The 18,766-nt window shown below is 32.9% G+C and carries 22 protein-coding genes; 7 read left to right on the forward strand and 15 right to left on the reverse strand.

The window, feature by feature from the left end:
• Window positions 1–8 precede the first annotated feature (8 nt).
• Window positions 9–791 carry an energy transducer TonB family protein gene (locus BN863_RS16090; RefSeq protein ID WP_038532282.1) on the forward strand — a complete coding sequence of 261 codons (783 nt, stop codon included), beginning with the start codon at window positions 9–11 and terminating at the stop codon, window positions 789–791.
• Here BN863_RS16090 and BN863_RS16095 read toward each other — a convergent pair.
• Entirely contained in the window at window positions 788–1,408 is a 621-nt protein-coding gene (locus tag BN863_RS16095; RefSeq protein ID WP_038532284.1) for a thioredoxin family protein, read from the reverse strand. The two genes, BN863_RS16090 and BN863_RS16095, sit on opposite strands and share 4 nt — an antisense overlap.
• 95 nt (window positions 1,409–1,503) lie before the next feature.
• Between BN863_RS16095 and BN863_RS16100 the strand changes: the two genes are divergently transcribed.
• Window positions 1,504–2,067: a DNA-3-methyladenine glycosylase I gene (locus tag BN863_RS16100; protein WP_038532287.1), complete on the forward strand. Its 564-nt coding sequence runs from the start codon at window positions 1,504–1,506 to the stop codon at window positions 2,065–2,067.
• Here the strand turns inward: BN863_RS16100 and aat are convergent, their stop codons facing one another.
• A complete protein-coding gene (aat, locus tag BN863_RS16105; protein WP_038532288.1) occupies window positions 2,068–2,691 on the reverse strand; it encodes a leucyl/phenylalanyl-tRNA--protein transferase in 624 nt (207 codons plus the stop codon).
• Between the two features lie 100 nt (window positions 2,692–2,791).
• Window positions 2,792–3,166: a DUF3127 domain-containing protein gene (locus tag BN863_RS16110; protein WP_038532290.1), complete on the reverse strand. Its 375-nt coding sequence runs from the start codon at window positions 3,164–3,166 to the stop codon at window positions 2,792–2,794.
• Window positions 3,167–3,685: 519 nt separating this feature from the next.
• Here BN863_RS16110 and BN863_RS16115 point away from each other — a divergent pair.
• Window positions 3,686–4,858 carry a sensor histidine kinase gene (locus BN863_RS16115; RefSeq protein ID WP_038532291.1) on the forward strand — a complete coding sequence of 391 codons (1,173 nt, stop codon included), beginning with the start codon at window positions 3,686–3,688 and terminating at the stop codon, window positions 4,856–4,858.
• Here the strand turns inward: BN863_RS16115 and BN863_RS16120 are convergent, their stop codons facing one another.
• Together BN863_RS16120 and greA are read right to left on the reverse strand one after the other, a co-directional pair.
• Window positions 4,859–5,248 (reverse strand): HIT family protein, encoded by a 390-nt coding sequence (locus BN863_RS16120; RefSeq protein ID WP_038532292.1) that lies wholly within the window; start codon window positions 5,246–5,248, stop codon window positions 4,859–4,861.
• Window positions 5,249–5,361: 113 nt separating this feature from the next.
• Window positions 5,362–5,835 (reverse strand): transcription elongation factor GreA, encoded by a 474-nt coding sequence (gene greA, locus BN863_RS16125; RefSeq protein ID WP_038532293.1) that lies wholly within the window; start codon window positions 5,833–5,835, stop codon window positions 5,362–5,364.
• A gap of 150 nt (window positions 5,836–5,985) precedes the next feature.
• Here greA and BN863_RS16130 point away from each other — a divergent pair, with 150 nt between their 5' ends.
• Window positions 5,986–6,426: a hypothetical protein gene (locus BN863_RS16130; protein WP_038532296.1), complete on the forward strand. Its 441-nt coding sequence runs from the start codon at window positions 5,986–5,988 to the stop codon at window positions 6,424–6,426.
• Between the two features lie 43 nt (window positions 6,427–6,469).
• On the opposite strand, the gene BN863_RS16135 is transcribed toward BN863_RS16130, so the two are convergent.
• The 8 genes from BN863_RS16135 to BN863_RS16170 form a co-directional block, all read right to left on the reverse strand.
• On the reverse strand, window positions 6,470–8,662 hold the full coding sequence (locus BN863_RS16135; protein WP_038532298.1) for a TonB-dependent receptor: 2,193 nt from the start codon (window positions 8,660–8,662) through the stop codon (window positions 6,470–6,472).
• 349 nt (window positions 8,663–9,011) lie between these two features.
• The gene (arfB, locus tag BN863_RS16140; protein WP_038532300.1) at window positions 9,012–9,419 is read right to left on the reverse strand and encodes an alternative ribosome rescue aminoacyl-tRNA hydrolase ArfB; all 408 of its coding nucleotides are present in this window, start codon (window positions 9,417–9,419) and stop codon (window positions 9,012–9,014) included.
• 2 nt (window positions 9,420–9,421) lie between these two features.
• Window positions 9,422–10,975 carry a DUF4301 family protein gene (locus BN863_RS16145; protein WP_038532302.1) on the reverse strand — a complete coding sequence of 518 codons (1,554 nt, stop codon included), beginning with the start codon at window positions 10,973–10,975 and terminating at the stop codon, window positions 9,422–9,424.
• Window positions 10,972–11,538, reverse strand: coding sequence for an AAA family ATPase (locus BN863_RS16150; RefSeq protein WP_038532305.1), 567 nt, complete (start codon window positions 11,536–11,538; stop codon window positions 10,972–10,974). Before BN863_RS16150 ends, BN863_RS16145 begins: the two co-directional genes overlap by 4 nt.
• Entirely contained in the window at window positions 11,499–12,131 is a 633-nt protein-coding gene (pnuC, locus tag BN863_RS16155; RefSeq protein WP_038532307.1) for a nicotinamide riboside transporter PnuC, read from the reverse strand. Before pnuC ends, BN863_RS16150 begins: the two co-directional genes overlap by 40 nt.
• Window positions 12,115–12,375 carry a thiamine-binding protein gene (locus BN863_RS16160; protein WP_038532308.1) on the reverse strand — a complete coding sequence of 87 codons (261 nt, stop codon included), beginning with the start codon at window positions 12,373–12,375 and terminating at the stop codon, window positions 12,115–12,117. The genes pnuC and BN863_RS16160 overlap by 17 nt, the downstream gene beginning before the upstream one ends.
• A gap of 110 nt (window positions 12,376–12,485) precedes the next feature.
• A complete protein-coding gene (locus tag BN863_RS16165) occupies window positions 12,486–13,211 on the reverse strand; it encodes a geranylgeranylglyceryl/heptaprenylglyceryl phosphate synthase (protein WP_038532310.1) in 726 nt (241 codons plus the stop codon).
• A gap of 3 nt (window positions 13,212–13,214) precedes the next feature.
• A complete protein-coding gene (locus BN863_RS16170) occupies window positions 13,215–13,841 on the reverse strand; it encodes a 4'-phosphopantetheinyl transferase family protein (RefSeq protein ID WP_038532312.1) in 627 nt (208 codons plus the stop codon).
• 62 nt (window positions 13,842–13,903) lie between these two features.
• Here BN863_RS16170 and ahcY point away from each other — a divergent pair, with 62 nt between their 5' ends.
• Together ahcY and BN863_RS16180 are read left to right on the forward strand one after the other, a co-directional pair.
• Complete coding sequence (gene ahcY / locus BN863_RS16175) at window positions 13,904–15,220, forward strand: adenosylhomocysteinase (RefSeq protein WP_038532314.1); 1,317 nt, start codon at window positions 13,904–13,906, stop codon at window positions 15,218–15,220.
• A gap of 240 nt (window positions 15,221–15,460) precedes the next feature.
• A complete protein-coding gene (locus BN863_RS16180; protein ID WP_038532316.1) occupies window positions 15,461–15,982 on the forward strand; it encodes a hypothetical protein in 522 nt (173 codons plus the stop codon).
• A 147-nt stretch (window positions 15,983–16,129) separates the two neighbouring features.
• On the opposite strand, the gene rpmA is transcribed toward BN863_RS16180, so the two are convergent.
• Window positions 16,130–16,390 carry a 50S ribosomal protein L27 gene (rpmA, locus tag BN863_RS16185; RefSeq protein ID WP_038532318.1) on the reverse strand — a complete coding sequence of 87 codons (261 nt, stop codon included), beginning with the start codon at window positions 16,388–16,390 and terminating at the stop codon, window positions 16,130–16,132.
• Between the two features lie 43 nt (window positions 16,391–16,433).
• A complete protein-coding gene (gene rplU / locus BN863_RS16190; RefSeq protein WP_038532320.1) occupies window positions 16,434–17,054 on the reverse strand; it encodes a 50S ribosomal protein L21 in 621 nt (206 codons plus the stop codon).
• A gap of 379 nt (window positions 17,055–17,433) precedes the next feature.
• Between rplU and BN863_RS16195 the strand changes: the two genes are divergently transcribed.
• Entirely contained in the window at window positions 17,434–18,753 is a 1,320-nt protein-coding gene (locus tag BN863_RS16195) for a M16 family metallopeptidase (protein ID WP_038532323.1), read from the forward strand.
• The last annotated feature ends 13 nt before the right edge of the window (window positions 18,754–18,766 follow it).

Consider the following 18,766-nt stretch of genomic DNA (forward strand, 5'->3'; position numbering starts at 1 on the left):
ATATTTTTTTGATTGTAAAAGACACATATAAAGCAGCCTTTATTACAGCACTTATTGCTGGAACGGTATTACTTATTATGTATAATATGCATCTTACTAAACAAGATGCATTAGTTTCTGAAACGTTTTACGACATGCAACCAGAAGACATGCAGCAGGAATTAAAAGAGAAACTACTCGCCGAACAATCTCCACAAGATAAAGCCGAGACGAATAAAGCATTTAACGAAACACAGAATAACAAACGATTTGCGAAAGCGTATAACCCTATTGCTCCACCTAAAGCATACGAGAATTCTAGGCTAACACAAACTGAAGAGATTAAAGATATTCAAGACGAGACTAGCGATATTAATACGCCTTCGGAAAATAGACATTTAGAGGCAAACGAAATTTCCTCCTTCAATAGCGTCAATAGTTTTTTAAAAAAAAGGACACCAAAAAACAATACATCTAACGCTTCTAACGGAGATAACTCAAGTACTAAAACGGCTATGAATGCTTCTGCAAATACTAATAGCAGCATGCATTATTCTCTAAAAGACCGCACAGATATTTACCTACCAACACCAATTTACTTATGCGAAGCTGGTGGTAAAGTTGTTATTAACATAACCGTAAATACCGAAGGAGATGTTGTAGACACTTACGTTAACACATCATCCACAACTAAAAACGATTGCTTAATTGACAGTGCCCTAGAGTACGCCAAAAAAGCACGTTTTAGTTCAGATGCATCGAAACCATCTCAAATAGGTTCGATTACTTTTTATTTTGAAGGCAAAAATTAAACGCCTAATAATTCTAATAAATCGGTAATGGTACTTTGCCCTTTATCTAAATTATACCAAGTTTGTAAAGACTCTTTAAATTCTGGAGTTAATACCCCGTGTTCAGCTTTATAATCGGCCACAAATTTTGTTGCAACTTTTGGTCGCGGTCCAAATGTATTAACAACCTCTCCGGTTGTATTATCTATGACAATCATTTTTGGAATAGACTTTCCTCCGTTAGTTAAAAACATATCCATTAAAGCCTCATTCTCGTCGCGAAGCACGACTCTTAATTCAATATTTTCGTTTAATTCTGAAACCTTATTTATTATAGGTAAAACATGTGCAGCATCTCCACACCAGCTTTCTGCAATTACCAACCACGTTTGGTTTCCTTTAAAATTCTGAATGGCTTCTGTAGCTGTTTCAGAAACTTTAAGCGTTTTATCCCATCGCTTCATTCGGCTTTCGTTCACTTTGGTATACCCAACAAAATCTTCTGTCTGAGCTGCACCTGTTGTGCCTCCTGTTTTAGATAATGCTTTTACCAAATCTCTAAAATCTTGATAAGACATTGCGCGTTCTAAACCTTTTTGAATAATTTCATTCTTAACTTTACTATGTGTTATTTCCATAAGATGCTTAATTTACTTCACAAAATTACTTTATAAATGTGTGTTTTTAGGTAACTGTTGTTACATTAGTAGAAATAAAATTTAAACCTTACAAGATGGAAAAACACAGATGTGGTTGGTGTAAAAACGATGATTTATATGAAGCCTATCATGACCTAGAATGGGGTGTTCCGGTTAAAGATGATGCTACACTATTCGAATTTTTAATTCTTGAAACGTTTCAAGCAGGTTTAAGTTGGATTACAATTTTAAGAAAACGCGAGAATTTTAGAACAGCATTTGATAATTTCGATTATAAAAAAATAGCTAAATATTCATCATCTAAAATGGATGAATTGGCACAAGATGCTGGAATTGTTAGAAATAAACTCAAAATAAAAGCCACCGTAAGTAATGCACAAGCGTTTATTAAAATTCAAGAAGAATTTGGAAGTTTTAGCAGTTACATTTGGAATTTTGTTGATGGTAATCCGATAAAAAACAAAGTGCAACATTATAAAGAAGCGCCCGCTAACACGCCTTTAAGTGATGCTTTAAGCAAAGATTTAAAAAAACGCGGATTTAAATTTGTAGGCTCTACTGTTATTTATGCACATATGCAGGCTACAGGCATGGTTAACGACCACGAAGTAAATTGTTTTCGCTATAACGAAGTGTAATTATAAATATTCTAAGAATTTAGCTCTAGAAATATTACGCGCACCAAGACTTTCTAAATGGTGCGTATGAATTTGGCAGTCTATAAGTTTATAATCTGTATTTTGAACAAACGTTATAAAAGCTGCCTTACTAGCATTGCTTACTTTAGAAAACATACTTTCTCCACAAAATACGTCGTTACCTAAATCTAGGCCATAAAACCCACCAACTAATTCATCGTTTTGCCAAACTTCGATTGATTTTGCAAATCCCATTTCATATAACTCAATGTAAGCTTGGGTCATATTTTTGGTAATCCAAGTTCCTGTTTGTCCGTTACGTTTAATTTTAGCACAAGCTTCTATAACTTCGGGAAACGCTTTATTAACAGTTACTGTTAAATCGCAATTACGAAGAAATTGCCTCATGCTTTTAGAAACTTTTAACTCGTCTGGATAAAGCACAAACCGAGGATCTGGCGACCACCATAAAATAGAATTATCATCTTCAAACCAAGGAAAGATTCCGCGCTTATAAGCGAACAACAAACGGTCTGTAGATAAATCGCCGCCAACCGCAATTAATCCTTCTTGAGTTGCGTCTTTAATGTCTGGAAATTCTATTTTAGTTTTTAAAAATTTCATACCCCTAAATTAATAAAAGAATCGATATAAATAAAAAAAACCCCAATATCGTTAGATATTGAGGTTAATCACACTTTGAATTAGTCATAGTATACCTTTACTAGAAAGGTAAGTCGTCGTGATCATCTTTATTTAAGCTTGATGCTGGTTCGAATGCATCTGCTGGTGGAACTGGAGGAACTGCTCCTGAAGCCGATTCTTGTACTGCTTCAATTCTCCAACCTTGGATAGAGTTAAAATATTTAGTCTCTCCTTGTGGATTAACCCATTCTCTACCTCTTAAATTAATACTCACTTTTACGTTTTGCCCTACGCTATAGCTGTTTAGTAAATCTGTTTTATCTTGAACAAATTCTACTAATATATGTTGAGGATACTGCTCTTCTGTTGTTACTACTAGCTCTCTTTTTCTAAATCCATTACTCCCAAAAGTTTGGGTTTCACCTACCATTTTTACTTTTCCTTGTACTTCCATTACATTTAATTTTCTATTATAAAAACTCTCTTATATTTATGCTTTAAGATAAAAAAAACACCTTAACCATTTCCAATTACAACTTTGAAAACTTAGGTATTCTTCTATCCAATTCATTAACGCCATTCTCACATTCAGTACAAATTTAAAGGCATCTGCTTTACTAAGTCGTAATTTACAGTATTAATTACAACCTTCTCAAAGATTTTTTTTTAAACCCTATGTTTTTCTGAATTATTCTGAATGTGTTTTTTGTCTAAAACACCATAATTGGTAGATTTTACGACTCTTATTAAAAAAATAAATACCAACATATTCTATCATTTCGCTACGTCATCATTCCACATACAAGTATTTAATATCGCTAATATTAATTACTTAGACTAAAAACTACATTAGTTTACCATTTTAATATTTTACAAAGGTAACTATTCTATCAATTAACAAAAAATGATTTGAACACTTGATAGCACAATATTATTAACAGATTTGCATTATATTACCATTAAATTAGTTTTCATGCTATTTACTAAACATAAAAACCTCATCCGTTGGATATTCATCGGATTCTCATTTGTTATAATTGCCCTTATTTTATGGAATACTTATATGTTTTTTCAAAGCTTTAAAGCTGAAGAACGTATAAAAATGGAAAATTGGTCGGCAGCGCAACGTGACTTAATTAAAAGTACCAATTTAGATGGTGATATTGGCGAACTTCCGCTTCAAATATTACAAAGTAACACAACCACACCAATGATTATGGTGGATTTAAATGGTAACGTAGAACACAATAACTTAGACGCAAAGAAAGCAGAAAATAGTGCTTACGTTAAAGATCTTATTTTAGATTTTGAAAAAGAAAATACCCCCATTGAAATTATTTACGATGGTAAAATTTTAAATACGCTTTATTACGGAAATTCTCCTTTATTAAATAAATTAAAATATTATCCTATTGCGTTTGTGCTTATTCTGGTGCTATTCGCAGGATTAGTGTATAGTTTTTACCGCAGCACTAAAATTGCAACGCAAAATAAATTATGGTCTGGAATGGCCAAAGAAACTGCACACCAAATAGGGACACCTTTATCGTCCTTAATTGGTTGGACCGAAATTTTAAAAATTGAAAACGTTAACCCAGAATATATAAAGGAAATTGAAAAAGATATTAGTCGTCTTGAAACGATTACCGAACGTTTTAGCAAAATAGGCTCTGTACCCACGTTGGTTAAAGCCGATATTGTAAAAGAAACGATAGAGTCTTACGATTACTTAAAATACCGCTCTTCTAAACTAGTGGAGTTTAGCATTGATGTACCAGACACCGAAATCCCTGTGCAACTAAACTCACAGCTTTATAGTTGGACTATTGAAAACTTGGTTAAGAATGCTATTGATGCTATGAAGGGTAAAGGAAAATTGGCTGTACAGATAACAGCTTCAAATCTGGAGGTTAAAATTTTTGTTACAGATACGGGAAAAGGGCTAACAAAAGCCCAATATAATAGTGTTTTTGAACCTGGTTTTACCACTAAAAAACGAGGTTGGGGGCTAGGTTTATCGTTAGCTAGACGTATTATTGAAGATTTCCATGATGGTAAAATAAAAGTATCTCATTCCGAAATAGGAAAAGGTACTACCATGCAAATTACTTTAAAAATAGATAAGGAAACTAAACGTGATGCTTAATTATAAGGCGCTATTTATGGCTTTTGCAAGCTCTTGAAATTCGTCTTTAGACACGTTTGTTTTTTGTAAAAAACGAGCATCTTCCATCGTATTTAAAGGAATTAAATGCACATGTGCATGAGGTACTTCTAAGCCAATAACCGTCATACCTACACGTTTACACGGTACAACTTTTTCAATAGCAGTAGCCACTTCTTTAGAAAACTTCATTAATCTCAAATAAAGTTCATCATCCATATCGAAAATCTTATCCACTTCTTTTTTCGGAATACAAAGCGTATGTCCTTTAGCATTTGGATTGATATCTAGAAAAGCAAAGAAATCGTCTGTTTCTGCAACTTTATAACAAGGGATTTCTCCAGAGATGATTTTACTAAAAATAGAAGCCATAATATGTTGTTTAGTTATGTAAATATAAAAAGATTCCTAGAGTTTCAATTAAAACCGTGTGTAATTTCGGTTTAAAACTTTAGGAATCTTCTTTGTAATTTTGCTTGAACGTATTATCTCGAAATTTCTACAATATCGAATTTCATAATCCCGCTAGGCACTTGAATTTCGGCAACATCGCCAACAGATTTACCTAATAAACCTTTCCCAATTGGAGAGTTTACAGATATTTTCCCAGATTTTAAGTCGGCTTCACCATCGGCTACCAAAGTGTAATTCATTTCCATACCGTTGGTTTGGTTTTTAATTTTCACTTTAGATAACACTAATATTTTAGATGTATCTAATTGCGACTCATCGATTACGCGTGCGCCAGATAGTACTTCTTCTAATTTAGAAATTTTCATTTCTAACATACCTTGTGCTTCTTTAGCAGCATCGTATTCGGCATTTTCACTTAAATCCCCTTTGTCTCTTGCTTCAGCTATTGCTTGAGAGGCACGTGGCCGCTCTATATCTTTTAATTGTCTTAGTTCGTCTCTTAACTTCTTTAGTCCTTCTGCAGTGTAATAAGATTTTTTACTCATAACTTCATCGTTTTAATTCAAAAAAATATGCTTCATAAACCACAGTTTATAAAACATAAAAAATCTCGCAGTACGAGATTGTCTTACAAATATACAAAATATTTATCTCAAACTACTTTTTGTTGTAAATTGCAGACCGAAATTTCAACTATGAAAAAACTTTTTTTTATTGCTTTAACTGTCTTAATGATGGTGAATTGCACTTCTGATGATAGTGCCTTATATAATCCGAATTTACCTGATTATTCTTTTGACACAGGCACTTTAATTAATACAAATTTACCTTTATACAATCAATTAAATTTTGCAGGAAATTACATCACACTCGATAGTCCATATGGGATAAACGGGCTTGTACTGTATTATTTAGGAGGCACTCAATATGTGGCATACGAATTAAGCGATCCAAACCACCCAATTACGACATGCTCTAAACTAGATGTAAATGGACTTATTGCTAGTTGTCGTTGCGACGATGGTAATTCGTACAATATTATTAATGGTCTTCCAGAAACAGGAACCACTGGCGGTTATACCTTACAACCGTACCGTGTAGAAGTTAGCGGAAGTATAGTACGTGTTTATAACTAATAAAACAGGCGATTCATTATTTTGAATCGCCTGTTTTATTTTTTTAGAATTTAAGAGTTAGCCCAACCAAGAAATTGGTAGTAGCTTGCGGATAATATCCTGCACCTTCAATTGTTGTTATTGCATCTGGATTACTCCAAGTATCATCATAAGTATAGTAATATCCGTTAGATACATATTTCTCGTTAAAAATATTGTTTACAACACCACTCAATATAATGGATTTAAAAATTGACTTCATTTTAAACTCGTACATTATATTTAAATCATTAACAAAATAACTATCCAGTTTAGATTTTTCAGCATCTGTATTTCCCATATACTGCTCGCCTACAAATTTACTTAGAAGCGAAACCTGAAAGGCGTCGTTTGGCTGAAAAACAATAGCATTACCTAATACAATATCTGGTGAAAATGAAATATTAGTAGAACCAAAATCTTGTAACTCACCATCGAAAGACTGATAAATAGATTTATTTTTATTAGTACTAAACGTTACATTAGGCTGTATTGAAAATGCTTTTGATATTCCTATAGCAGCTTCAATTTCTAATCCTAAACGGTAACTTTCCCCACTATTTGTTCGGATAGGATTTCCAACTCCATCAATTTCTCCAGACAAAATTAATTGCTCGTTATATTGCATATAGTACACATTGGCATTGAATTTAAAGCGTTGCTTTTCGTGTCTCCATCCCAATTCAAAATCGTTTAATTGCTCTGGCTTTACATCTGGATTATTTTGAAAATCATCTCGATTTGGTTCTCTGTTTGCACGTGCATAAGAGAAATACATATTATTGTTTTCATTTAACTCGTAAGTCACACCCGCTTTTGGATTAAAAAAACTGTATTGCTCATCGATATTAAGCGGTAAACGATCTGAATCTATACCGGTTGTTTTATAATCTATAAATCGCAATTGTAAATCGCCATATAAACTCCACTTATCATTCAGTCGATACGTTGCTTTCGTAAACACACTTACATCTTGCTTCTTTCCGTTACCATCGTAATAATGGTCATCTTTTTCGCTATTACTAGCATAGTTCGCCCAAATTATTTCTCCAAAATGATCACCATCATAATAACTATAAGACCCTCCTAAAAAGGCATTTACTTTATCATTTTTAAAATTCACATTAGCATTAACTACATAGAAATCGTTATCTAACCAACGACGACGAATAATGTCTGTAGTTTCAATTGTTTCACCTCCAATGGTAACATTATCTAATCCGTAATCTTCAAAAGACTCGTCTTCTTTATACTGTTCAAAATATCCACTTCCTTTGGTATAGTTTAATCCTAAGTTTGTAGACCAATTATTATTAAAACGTTCGTTCCAGTGTAATTGATAATGATCTTGCTGATAATCGTCTACTTCCTCGTCGTAGAATTGCTCATTCCCATCTTCATCGGTATACAATCCTGCCGAATTATAAGTTCTGTCGTTCTTTAATTTATCTAAATCTTCTATTCCATTCCAAGATTGGTAGGTATTTTCATGACCTCCAAAAGTAATAGCTTTTATCAAGGTATTATGGTCAACATAAGACGCTTGTAAGAAATACGATTTTAAATCTGTAGAGGCACGATCTATGTAACCATCAGAATTAATTACAGATAAACGACCTGCAATTTCAATATGATTATTTAATAATCCTGTACTGAATTTGGCCGTATGTTTTCTGGTATTGTAACTTCCAAAACTGTTAGAAATTTCTGCGTTTGCCTCATTAGAAACTGCATCTGTTAGTACATTAATACTTGCACCAAAAGCACCAGAACCATTTGTAGACGTCCCAACACCACGTTGTAATTGTAAACTTTCTACAGACGATGCAATATCTCCTAAATTCACCCAAAACGTACCTAAAGATTCAGCATCATTATATGGAATTCCATTAATTGTAACGTTGGTAGATTGAGCACTTACACCACGAACACGAATACCAGTATATCCTATTCCGGCTCCCGCATCGCTAGTTGTTACCACCGAAGGCAAATAATTTAATAAAATAGGAATATCTTGACCAAGGTTACGTTTTGCTAAAGTTTCTTTATCTACATTAGAGTGTGTTATTGGCGAAGTTGCATTAACACGCACCGCTGTAACTAAAATTTCATCTAATGTTTCGGTAGTAACCGCAGTAGAGTCTTGAGGTTTTTCCTCTTGAGAAAATGCTGTAAAATTCATAATTACACAGCAGATAAAAACAATAAAATGTTTCATTCGATAGTATTGATTTAAATCGAATAAAAAGAGGCCCTTATTCTATATTTTATATTGATTTTATTTTTGAGCGTTTAAACAAACACGATAGTAACATCTGATATTTTCCTTATTTAAATCGTTACATGAACATACCGAACACGATTAGATTTAGAAGTTAAATAGCATTGGATTTTATCGTACTCGTTAAAAACATCTATTAGATATTTCTTTAACGCTCCATTCCTAAACAGCATTACCTGTTCTAGGTTCAATGGGTATGATCTCAGCCGATATTAGGCACCCCTCTAATGAGAACGTTGCAAAGTTAGAAACAATTCTGATTTCTTCTAATTATTTCTATGAAATTCTAATCTAAGTTTGGTTTGCGTCTAGACGCCTTTTTTTCTGAAGTTACTTTTTTGCCTTTAAGGCGCTTTTTTATAGCAGATTTTGGCACACGCGTAGGACGTCTCTTCTTAGCAACTTTCAATCCGTTATGGATGGTTTGTAAAAAACGACTGATAACCAATTCCTTGTTTTTATGCTGACTACGACTTTCGTCGCATTGCAATAATAACACCTGATTATTTGTTAATCGAGGCTGAAGTTTGGTTATGAGTCGTTCTTTTTGTGCTTCTGTTAATGCCGAAGAATCTATAATACTAAAAGTTAATTCTACTTTTGAAGACACTTTATTTACATGCTGACCTCCTGCCCCGGAACTACGTACGGCTTTAAAAGATAATTCTGAAATAAGTAGCGCTTCATTAATCATATTTACATTTGGTGCGCAGGTTTCAGTAAATCGGCAACAGTTTTTACTGGATTAAAGGTATTTAAAGGTACCTCTACAAAAACAGTATTCCAGTTGGCCATAGCACCATTCCATAATCCTGGTAATTCTAAGGCTAACAGCTCTTTTCCTTCTTTTGTTTTTTGGGTAATAAATCCGGTAGTTGGATCAACATACTTTAATAAATTGAATGCTTCTCCTTTATAATCTTTTGTTCCGCACACTAAATCTACAGGGTTAAAATGAGTTGACCCTTGTAATACTGCGTTCTGCGTTTGATTATCAAGATCTATTTGAGCTGACTCTACAATTTGAAGCGATAAATTTCCATTATGATCTTCTACCCAAAATGGTCCACCACCAGGTTCGCCTTCATTTTTAACCATACCACAAATACGAATTGGGCGATTAAGTTTTTCTTTTAAATACTCTGTTTGATATGTGTTTGCAAACTTTTCAAAATCAATTGCAATGTCTACATTTAACTTCCGTTTTAAAAACTCAGCTATTTCTACTAATTCTGCTTCATCAGCTTCACCTTTATCTAAATCGTTTAAATAGGCAAAGGCTTGTTCTTGCAACTCTAACAACACACCTGCGAGTACTTTTTTATACTCTACAACATTGTCTTTATACTTAGAGACCACGACATTATCTATATTTTTAATGAAGATAACATCTGCATCTAAATCGTTTAAATTTTCAATTAAAGCACCGTGTCCCGAAGGTCTAAATAATAAGGTTCCGTCGTCTTCACGAAATGGCTCTTTATCTGGTGTTAATGCAATTGTATCTGTAGATTGTTTTTGAAATGAAAATGAAATATTATAATCTAAGTTTGTTACTTTCTCTACAACAGGTTTAATTTGTTTAAACTCGGATTCAAACTTATCGTTATGTGTTTCAGAAATTGTAAAATGAAGATTTGCTTTTCCATTTGCAGACGCATAAGAAGCCGCTTCAAATAAATGCTCTTCGAACGCAGTAGAAATATGATCATCGTATTTATGAAACGGGAGTAATCCTTTTGGGAACGAACCATAATCTAAGTATTTTTCGTCTAACATTACATTAACGAAAATCCATTTTTGTTTATCGGCACTATACGTCGAATAATCTGGATAATTATGATTTATTACGTCTAAAACTAAATTATAAAAAGGTAAATCTTCTACGCCTTTAAAAAAAGAAGCTAGATTTTTATCGTTAGTTTTCTCAATATAAGCATCGAAAGTCTCTGATCCTTCTGGATTAAAATTTGAAACAAAACTAAATAAGTTTTTAAACATTCTTGTTGCGGCGCCAGATGCTGGAACGAATTTTAAAACTGACAAATCTTTACGTTTTTCATCGTAAGCTGCCACATAAGCTTTGCGCTCGGCATCATCAAACTTTAAAAGTCCGTGGTCTAATACAGCTGGCGATTCTAAATCTATAAATGGAATACCGTTTTTAAATTGCTCTACTTGCGAAGAAATTTTTTGTAAGGTTAATCCTTTATCTTCTATTTGTTTTAAATCTTGTTCTGAAAAATTCATGCGTGTTCTAATATTAATTTATCTATATGTTTAACAGCCAAATCGAAACGTTCTTTAAAGGTTCCTTTTAGTAAAACATATGGTTTATTATAATCGTTTAAAGCCTTTTTAAATGCATTAAACATAGTTTCTCGTTCGTTTGGTTTGTCTCTAACCTCGTCTGCTTCCCAAGGGATATCAATATACGTTAAAAAGTACAAATTATAATGATTTTCTATGGCCGAAGCTGTCAAAGACTCATTATAAAATCCTTTGTAATAGACTTCTGCATAGACTTTTGTTTCTAACAAATTCGTATCACAAATTAATAAGTTTTTAGCCGCTTTGGTTAACTCATTCTCTAAAAACATTTGCCCTTTTGCTATAGGTATAACATCGTCTTCAGTTAAAACGTCATTCGTTTTATTTTTCTCCAATGCATAAGTTCTGGAAAACTCTGGCACATATATGGTGTTATAATGCTCTGCCAATTGTTTTGCCAACACGGTCTTTCCTGTCGACTCTGGCCCAAACAATACAATTTTTAAGTTGTTTGAGGGGCTTTGTCTAAGGTCTTCTTCCATGCGTAATATCCTGAAATTGCTATAAATGTAAATCCTAAATACTGTAGGCTTGTAAATGTAAATCCTTTATAAAAATAAAGCGGAATTGAAATAATATCGGCAATAATCCAAAGTGTCCAGTTCTCTAATTTGCGTTTTGCCATAAGCCACATCCCTACAAAAAACAAACCTGTTGTAAGTATATCTATCCAGGCCACCCAGCTTGTTAACTTATCGAAAACTGTATAAATTATATATACAAAAACCATAGTTGCAACAAATATGGCCACTCCTACTTTTTGTTCTTTAGCCGTTGTTCTAGAGATTGGGGTTAATTGGTCGTCATCTACTTTTCTGGTCCAGATATACCATCCATAAACACTCATTATAAAATAATAGGCATTAATCATCATATCTCCTAACAAGCCCCAATGTAACAATAGATAGACAAAAATAAGCGTACTAATCATTCCGGTTGGAAAGACTAAAATGTTATTTTTCTTAGAAAACCACACCGATAAGAACCCAAAAATTACAGCCACTATTTCAAGTACTATATTTATGGTTTGATACCCTTCGTATTGTCCGAATAAAAAATTAAAAATTTGGGACATAATCGCTTCTATCGCTCTTCACAATTTTCATATTCGCTATTACACCGTCTAAATTTTGGAAAGATGCTCGTAAAGCATCCGTTAAAAACGGCATGACCTTATCGAAATCACCATACACTTGAGTACTTAATGGATTTTCTAAAATCGTAAATTCTGAAGCTCTTAAATCTTTAATAAATTCTTGAATTGGCGGTTCGTAATCAGCATTCAAGGGCATTAGAGTTAACTCTACAGATATTTTCATAATTAATTTTTCTATGATTTATTCAAGGCGCATTTACATATTGCCTCCGAATAACCAAAAGTACTAAGGATTTTAGTTTTAAAGAATTAATTTAGAAGTAATTTAGTTCATTACCAACGTTTAAGATTGTTGAATAATGCTTCATTTTTTTCAAGAGCTGTACCTATAACTACCAAATTAGCACCTGCTTTAAATGCTTGATCCATTTGGGCCCTACTTTTAATACCACCACCAACAATTAGCGGAATACTTAAATCGTTGCTAACGGCTTTAATAATTTCTGGAGCAACTGGACTTTTGGCACCACTACCTGCTTCTAAGTACATAAGGCGCATACCCAATAACTCACCAGCTAAAGCAGTATGTACTATATTTTCTATATGTTTAGAAGGCATTGGTTCTGTATCAGTAACCTTTTGTACAGTGCTTGTTTCTCCATTTTCAATTAAAAGGTAACCTGTTGGAATAATTTCTAAACTGGTTTCTTTTAAACGTGGAATAGCCTCTACATGTTTACCTATTAAATAAGCTGGATTTCTACCAGATAATAACGATAAAAACAATAATGCATTAGCTTTATCTGTAATCTGCACAACATCTCCAGGAAATAAAACAACTGGAAGATTAGTATGCTTTTTAATTTCTAACACTAAAGGTTCTGTAAGATCCACAGGAACGGTACTACCACCTACAAAAATATAATTGGCTACAGATTGATTAATTTTTTTAACAAATCCCTCAACATCAGCGAGTCTAATTTTTTCAGGATCAATTAGAATTGCTAATTGTTTTTTTGTGTTAAAAATGTTATTTAAAATATGATTTAATACGTTCATTATCTATGTAACTGTGTAAACGCAAGTAAAATCTTCGAATTCTAAAAAATAGATATCGAATCGGTTCTTGCTATCTTTATAATCTATCCAAGCTGTAGTTTGGCCTTCATTTAAATCAAAAGGAATCACCAAGATGTGGTTATAAAAACTTAATCCGGGTGTTGCATATAATTTATATAATGCTTCTTTTGCCCCCCAAATAACGGTAAGTTTTTTAACATAATCAATTTCATCTTCAGATAAATAGCAGAATTCATAATTTGAGAATTTATGGGCGATTAATTTCACTTTTTCTCGATTTTTCTCAATATCTATTCCTGTTTTTTTATCACTAATAACAACTCCCGAAAACGTAAACGAATGCGTTATAGATATATGCCTGCCATCTTTTAAATGTGGCTTCCCATTTTGATCGTAATATAAATCGAAATCTGAGTATCCCAATTCGGCTAACAAGCATCTTACACTTAAGAATCCGCGTTGGTGCAATTCACTTTTCATGCCCAAAACGCGAGTTAAACTTTCTGGTTTTAACTTAACAGCTTGAAACAATTCATCATAAGACTCTGTAATTTTCCAAATCTTAACAGTAGTTTGTGAATTAGGCTGTAGGGTTTTATATACTGGCATTTATATTTCTCGTACTTATTATGTAACTTTGCACTCTTAAATTAAGAGACAAATATACAATTATGAATACAAAAACGATTCCTTACGTACCTTATAAAGTAAAAGATATGTCGCTTGCGGCTTGGGGAAGAAAAGAAATTGAATTAGCCGAAGCAGAGATGCCAGGTCTAATGAGCCTTCGTGAAGAGTACAAAGACAGTCAACCTTTAAAAGGTGCTAGAATTGCTGGATGTTTACATATGACGATTCAGACTGCTGTATTAATTGAAACTTTAAAAGCTTTAGGTGCTGAAGTAACCTGGAGTTCTTGCAATATTTTCTCTACGCAAGATCAAGCTGCTGCTGCAATTGCAGATGGTGGTACTGCTGTTTATGCTTGGAAAGGTTTAACAGAAGAAGAATTTGAATGGTGTATAGAGCAGACTTTATTTTTTGGTGAAGACAGAAAACCATTAAACATGATTCTTGATGATGGTGGAGATTTAACAAATATGGTTTTAGATAAATACCCAGAACTAGTTGATGGTATTAACGGTTTATCTGAAGAAACTACAACTGGAGTTCACCGTTTATACGAACGTATGAAAAACGGAACGTTACCAATGCCTGCAATTAACATTAACGACTCGGTTACAAAATCTAAATTCGATAACAAATACGGATGTAGAGAAAGTGCTGTAGACGCTATTCGTCGTGCAACAGATGTTATGTTAGCTGGTAAACGTGTTATTGTTTGTGGTTATGGTGATGTTGGTAAAGGTACAGCTGCTTCTTTTAAAGGAGCTGGTAGTATTGTTACCGTTACAGAAATAGACCCTATTTGCGCATTACAAGCTGCAATGGATGGTTTTGAAGTTAAGAAATTAGAATCTGTAGTTCCAACTGCCGATATCGTAATTACAACTACAGGAAACAAAGATATCGTTCGTGCAGAGCATTTCAAGGCTATGAAAGATAAAACCATAGTATGTAACATTGGTCACTTCGATAACGAAATTCAAGTAGGATGGCTAAACGACAACTACGGAGATACTAAAGATACAATTAAGCCTCAAGTAGATAAATATACTATAGACGGAAAAGATATTATTTTATTAGCTGAAGGACGTTTAGTAAACTTAGGTTGTGCAACTGGACACCCAAGTTTTGTAATGAGTAACTCATTTACAAACCAAACATTAGCTCAAATCGAATTGTGGACTAACAGAGATGCTTACAAAAACGAAGTATACATGTTACCTAAGCATTTAGATGAAAAAGTAGCTAAATTACACTTAGCTAAAATTGGTGTTGAACTTACTGAGTTAAAACCTGACCAAGCAGAATATATTGGTGTAACGGTTGAAGGTCCTTACAAACCTGAGTACTATAGATACTAAATAGACATATGTTGCTAATGTATTAGTAACTGTTTTATAACTATTAAAAATCCCGAGCATGTATTTGTTTGGGATTTTTTTGCATCTAATATTAGTCTTAATTAAAAAAATGCCTAGCTTTATTAAAGCAACAACAAATACTGCCATGCAAAAAGCATTAAGAGACAGTAGCCATATTAAATTTAGTTTAAAAATAGCTCCAAATCGAATTACGAATTTAATCAACCTTAATTTCTAAAAATGATTACAGAATTTAAAACAGAAATAGTAAGTTCAAATAAAGTCAATAAAGTCGTTACGATTGTATTTCTTATTTTATACGTGATTTCTATCTTCTATGTTTTTCTATACGATAAAGACAGTCAAAACATATATTTAAAGTACTTAGCTTTAGCAGTATACCTTTCTGGAATCTACTTCTTATTTGGTAAATCCTTTATTAAACCTAAGAAAATTGGTGTTTTAAAATTATCAACTGAAAAAATTGAATTTGAAGAAAATGGCGAAACTAAAAATATTCCACTTAATGAACTTGAAAATGTATACTTGAATTATATGGATTATGGAAGCTGGACAACACACTCTATTTATGGTAATAAAAACCATATTATAATCACCGATAAGTCTGGAAATCGATACAATTTTGAAATACTAATAAGAAATAAAGATTCTAAAGATGAATTAAAAAGTGTTTTAAATAGTTCGGAATATTATGAGAAATTCAATTTAACAAAGGCGCCTAACTCCCGGACCAATTTTTAAGAACCTACTAATTAAGCACTGGCCACGTACTAAAATAAACCCGAATTCCTCCAAAAATATTTAATTAAATATAGAAAACTAATAGTAACAAGAAAAGTCCTTGCAAATAAATTGCAAGGACTTTTGTATTGTATAAGAAACTATTTCTTAAGCCTCGAAAGGAACTATAGAAACGTAAGACTTGTTGTCTTTTTTCTTTGTAAATTTCACAACACCATCTACTCTAGCGTGTAATGTGTGGTCTTTACCAGCATATACATTTTCACCTGGGTGATGTGTATTACCTCTTTGTCTTATGATGATATTTCCAGCAATTGCAGCTTGACCACCAAAAATCTTTACACCTAAGCGTTTTGATTCTGATTCTCTACCGTTCTTAGAACTACCTACCCCTTTTTTGTGAGCCATTGTCTTAAGGTTTTATATTGTTAATAATAATGAATTTGAAAAATTACTTTTCAATTCCACCGTCTAATTTGTCTTGTAATACTTTTAATTCATCCCATTTACCATCTGCAGCTAACTGAGCTTGTTTTGGCCAAGTTTCTGTAACGATGTGAGATAATCTTGAGCTAGCAGCAGTTAACACTTCGCTTAATTTCTCAGCTGGTGTATTTGCGACTTTAGCGAAAGTATCGATTCCAGCATTTACTAAAGCTTCAGCAGCTTTAGGTCCAGCACCTTCGATTTTCTTTAAATCATCTGCTTTAGTAGCAGTTGCTTTTTTAGCTTTTGTTGCTGGTGCAGCTTTTTTAGCTCCAGAAGCAGCAATGCTTTCAATTACGATTTCAGTAAGAGCTTGACGGTGACCGTTTTTAACACGGTATCCTTTACGTCTCTTTTTCTTGAAAACAATAACTTTATCACCTTTAAGGTGTTTTAAGATTTTTGCACTTACTTGTGCTCCATCTATAGCCGGGGCGCCTAAAGTAATATTGTCACCATCTCCTATAAGAAGTACATTATCAAAAGATACTGCATCTCCTTCTTCAGAAGCTAAACGGTGAACAAACACTTTTTGGTCTTTTACAACTTTAAATTGTTGCCCTGCTATCTCTACAATTGCGTACATAGCGTAACGTTTTATTTATTAATTTTGTTCAAAAATGAGTGCAAATATACATCTAATTAATTAAACTACAAACGTTTTATGCAAATTGAAATAAAAAATGTGCTCTTTTCAAATCTTCTGCTTCAAAAATAAAACAAGTTTCTCAAAATCAATATTTTAATTTGTCACATTACAGACAAATGCCCCTCTAACTCAGTTCTCTTTACAGAATTAATACATACCTCTTCTTAAATTTACCAATTCAAAAAAACTCATGTTTTTTATAACAGATTATACTTCTAAAAAATTATCATTACTTATTTTAGCTTAATTATGTAACTATTATATGTACAAGTAGACATATCAATAAATTAAAAATCAACTTAAACACAAACTCACAATGAAAAAACGCTTATTTTCTTTAGCTTCTTTGTTGCTTGTTGGCCATTTGGCAACAGCTCAAAAAGTTGAATTTGAAGAGTACGATTTGGACAACGGATTGCATGTTATTCTTCACCAAGACAACACTGCGCCAGTTGTTACAACCTCTGTAATGTACCATGTAGGAGCAAAAGATGAAAACCCAGAGCGTACTGGATTTGCTCACTTTTTTGAACACCTCTTATTTGAAGGTACCGAAAACATAGAACGTGGAGAATTCATGAAAATTATTCCTGCTAACGGCGGAAAATTTAATGCAAACACCACAAATGATAGAACATACTATTACGAAGTCTTTCCTTCTAACAAAGTAGAACTTGGTTTATGGCTAGAGTCTGAACGTTTAATGCACCCGGTAATCAACCAAATTGGTGTAGATACACAAAATGAGGTTGTAAAAGAAGAAAAACGTATGCGCTATGATAACAGTCCATATGGAAGTCTTATTATTAATGTACAAAAAAATCTTTTTATAAAGCATCCATACCGCTGGACTACTATTGGAGAAATGGAACACTTAGATGCTGCAACATTACAAGAGTTTAAAGACTTCAATAAAAAGTTTTACATCCCAAATAATGCCGTTTTAGTTGTTGCTGGTGATATCGATAAAGCACAAGTTAAAAAAATGATCCAAGATTATTTCGGACCAATTCCAAAAGGAACTCCAGTAGTAAGAGACCTACCTCAAGAAGCTCCTATTACAACGGAGATTAAAGCCAAAGCTTATGACGGAAATATTAAAATTCCTGCTATCGTTGAAGCCTATAGAACACCATCCTATAAAGAGAAGGATTCTTATGTTTTAAATATGATTTCTGAATACTTAAGTGGTGGAAAATCATCTAAACTATACAAAAAACTGGTAGATGAAAAAAAGATGGCTTTACAAGTCGGAGCTATGAGTATGAGTCTAGAAGATTATAGTGCATATATTGTTTATGGTTTACCATTAGGAGACACTTCACTTGCCGATTTAACTAAAGAAATTGACGAAGAAATTGTAAAACTTCAAACAAATTTAATTTCAGAAAGAGATCATCAAAAATTACTTAATCAATTCGAAAATAATTTTGTTAATTCAAATTCTAGTGTCGAAGGTATTGCTAGCTCTTTAGCGACTTACTATTTACTTTACGACGATGTGAATTTAATTAATGACGAAATTAATATATACAGATCTATAACAAGAGAAGATATTCAAGCCGTTGCTAAAAAGTATTTAAACCCTAACCAAAGGTTATTATTAGAGTACTTACCAGAAGAAAAGAAGCAATAATAAAAAGACGTAC

Source organism: Formosa agariphila KMM 3901 (assembly GCF_000723205.1).
Classification (GTDB): domain Bacteria; phylum Bacteroidota; class Bacteroidia; order Flavobacteriales; family Flavobacteriaceae; genus Formosa; species Formosa agariphila.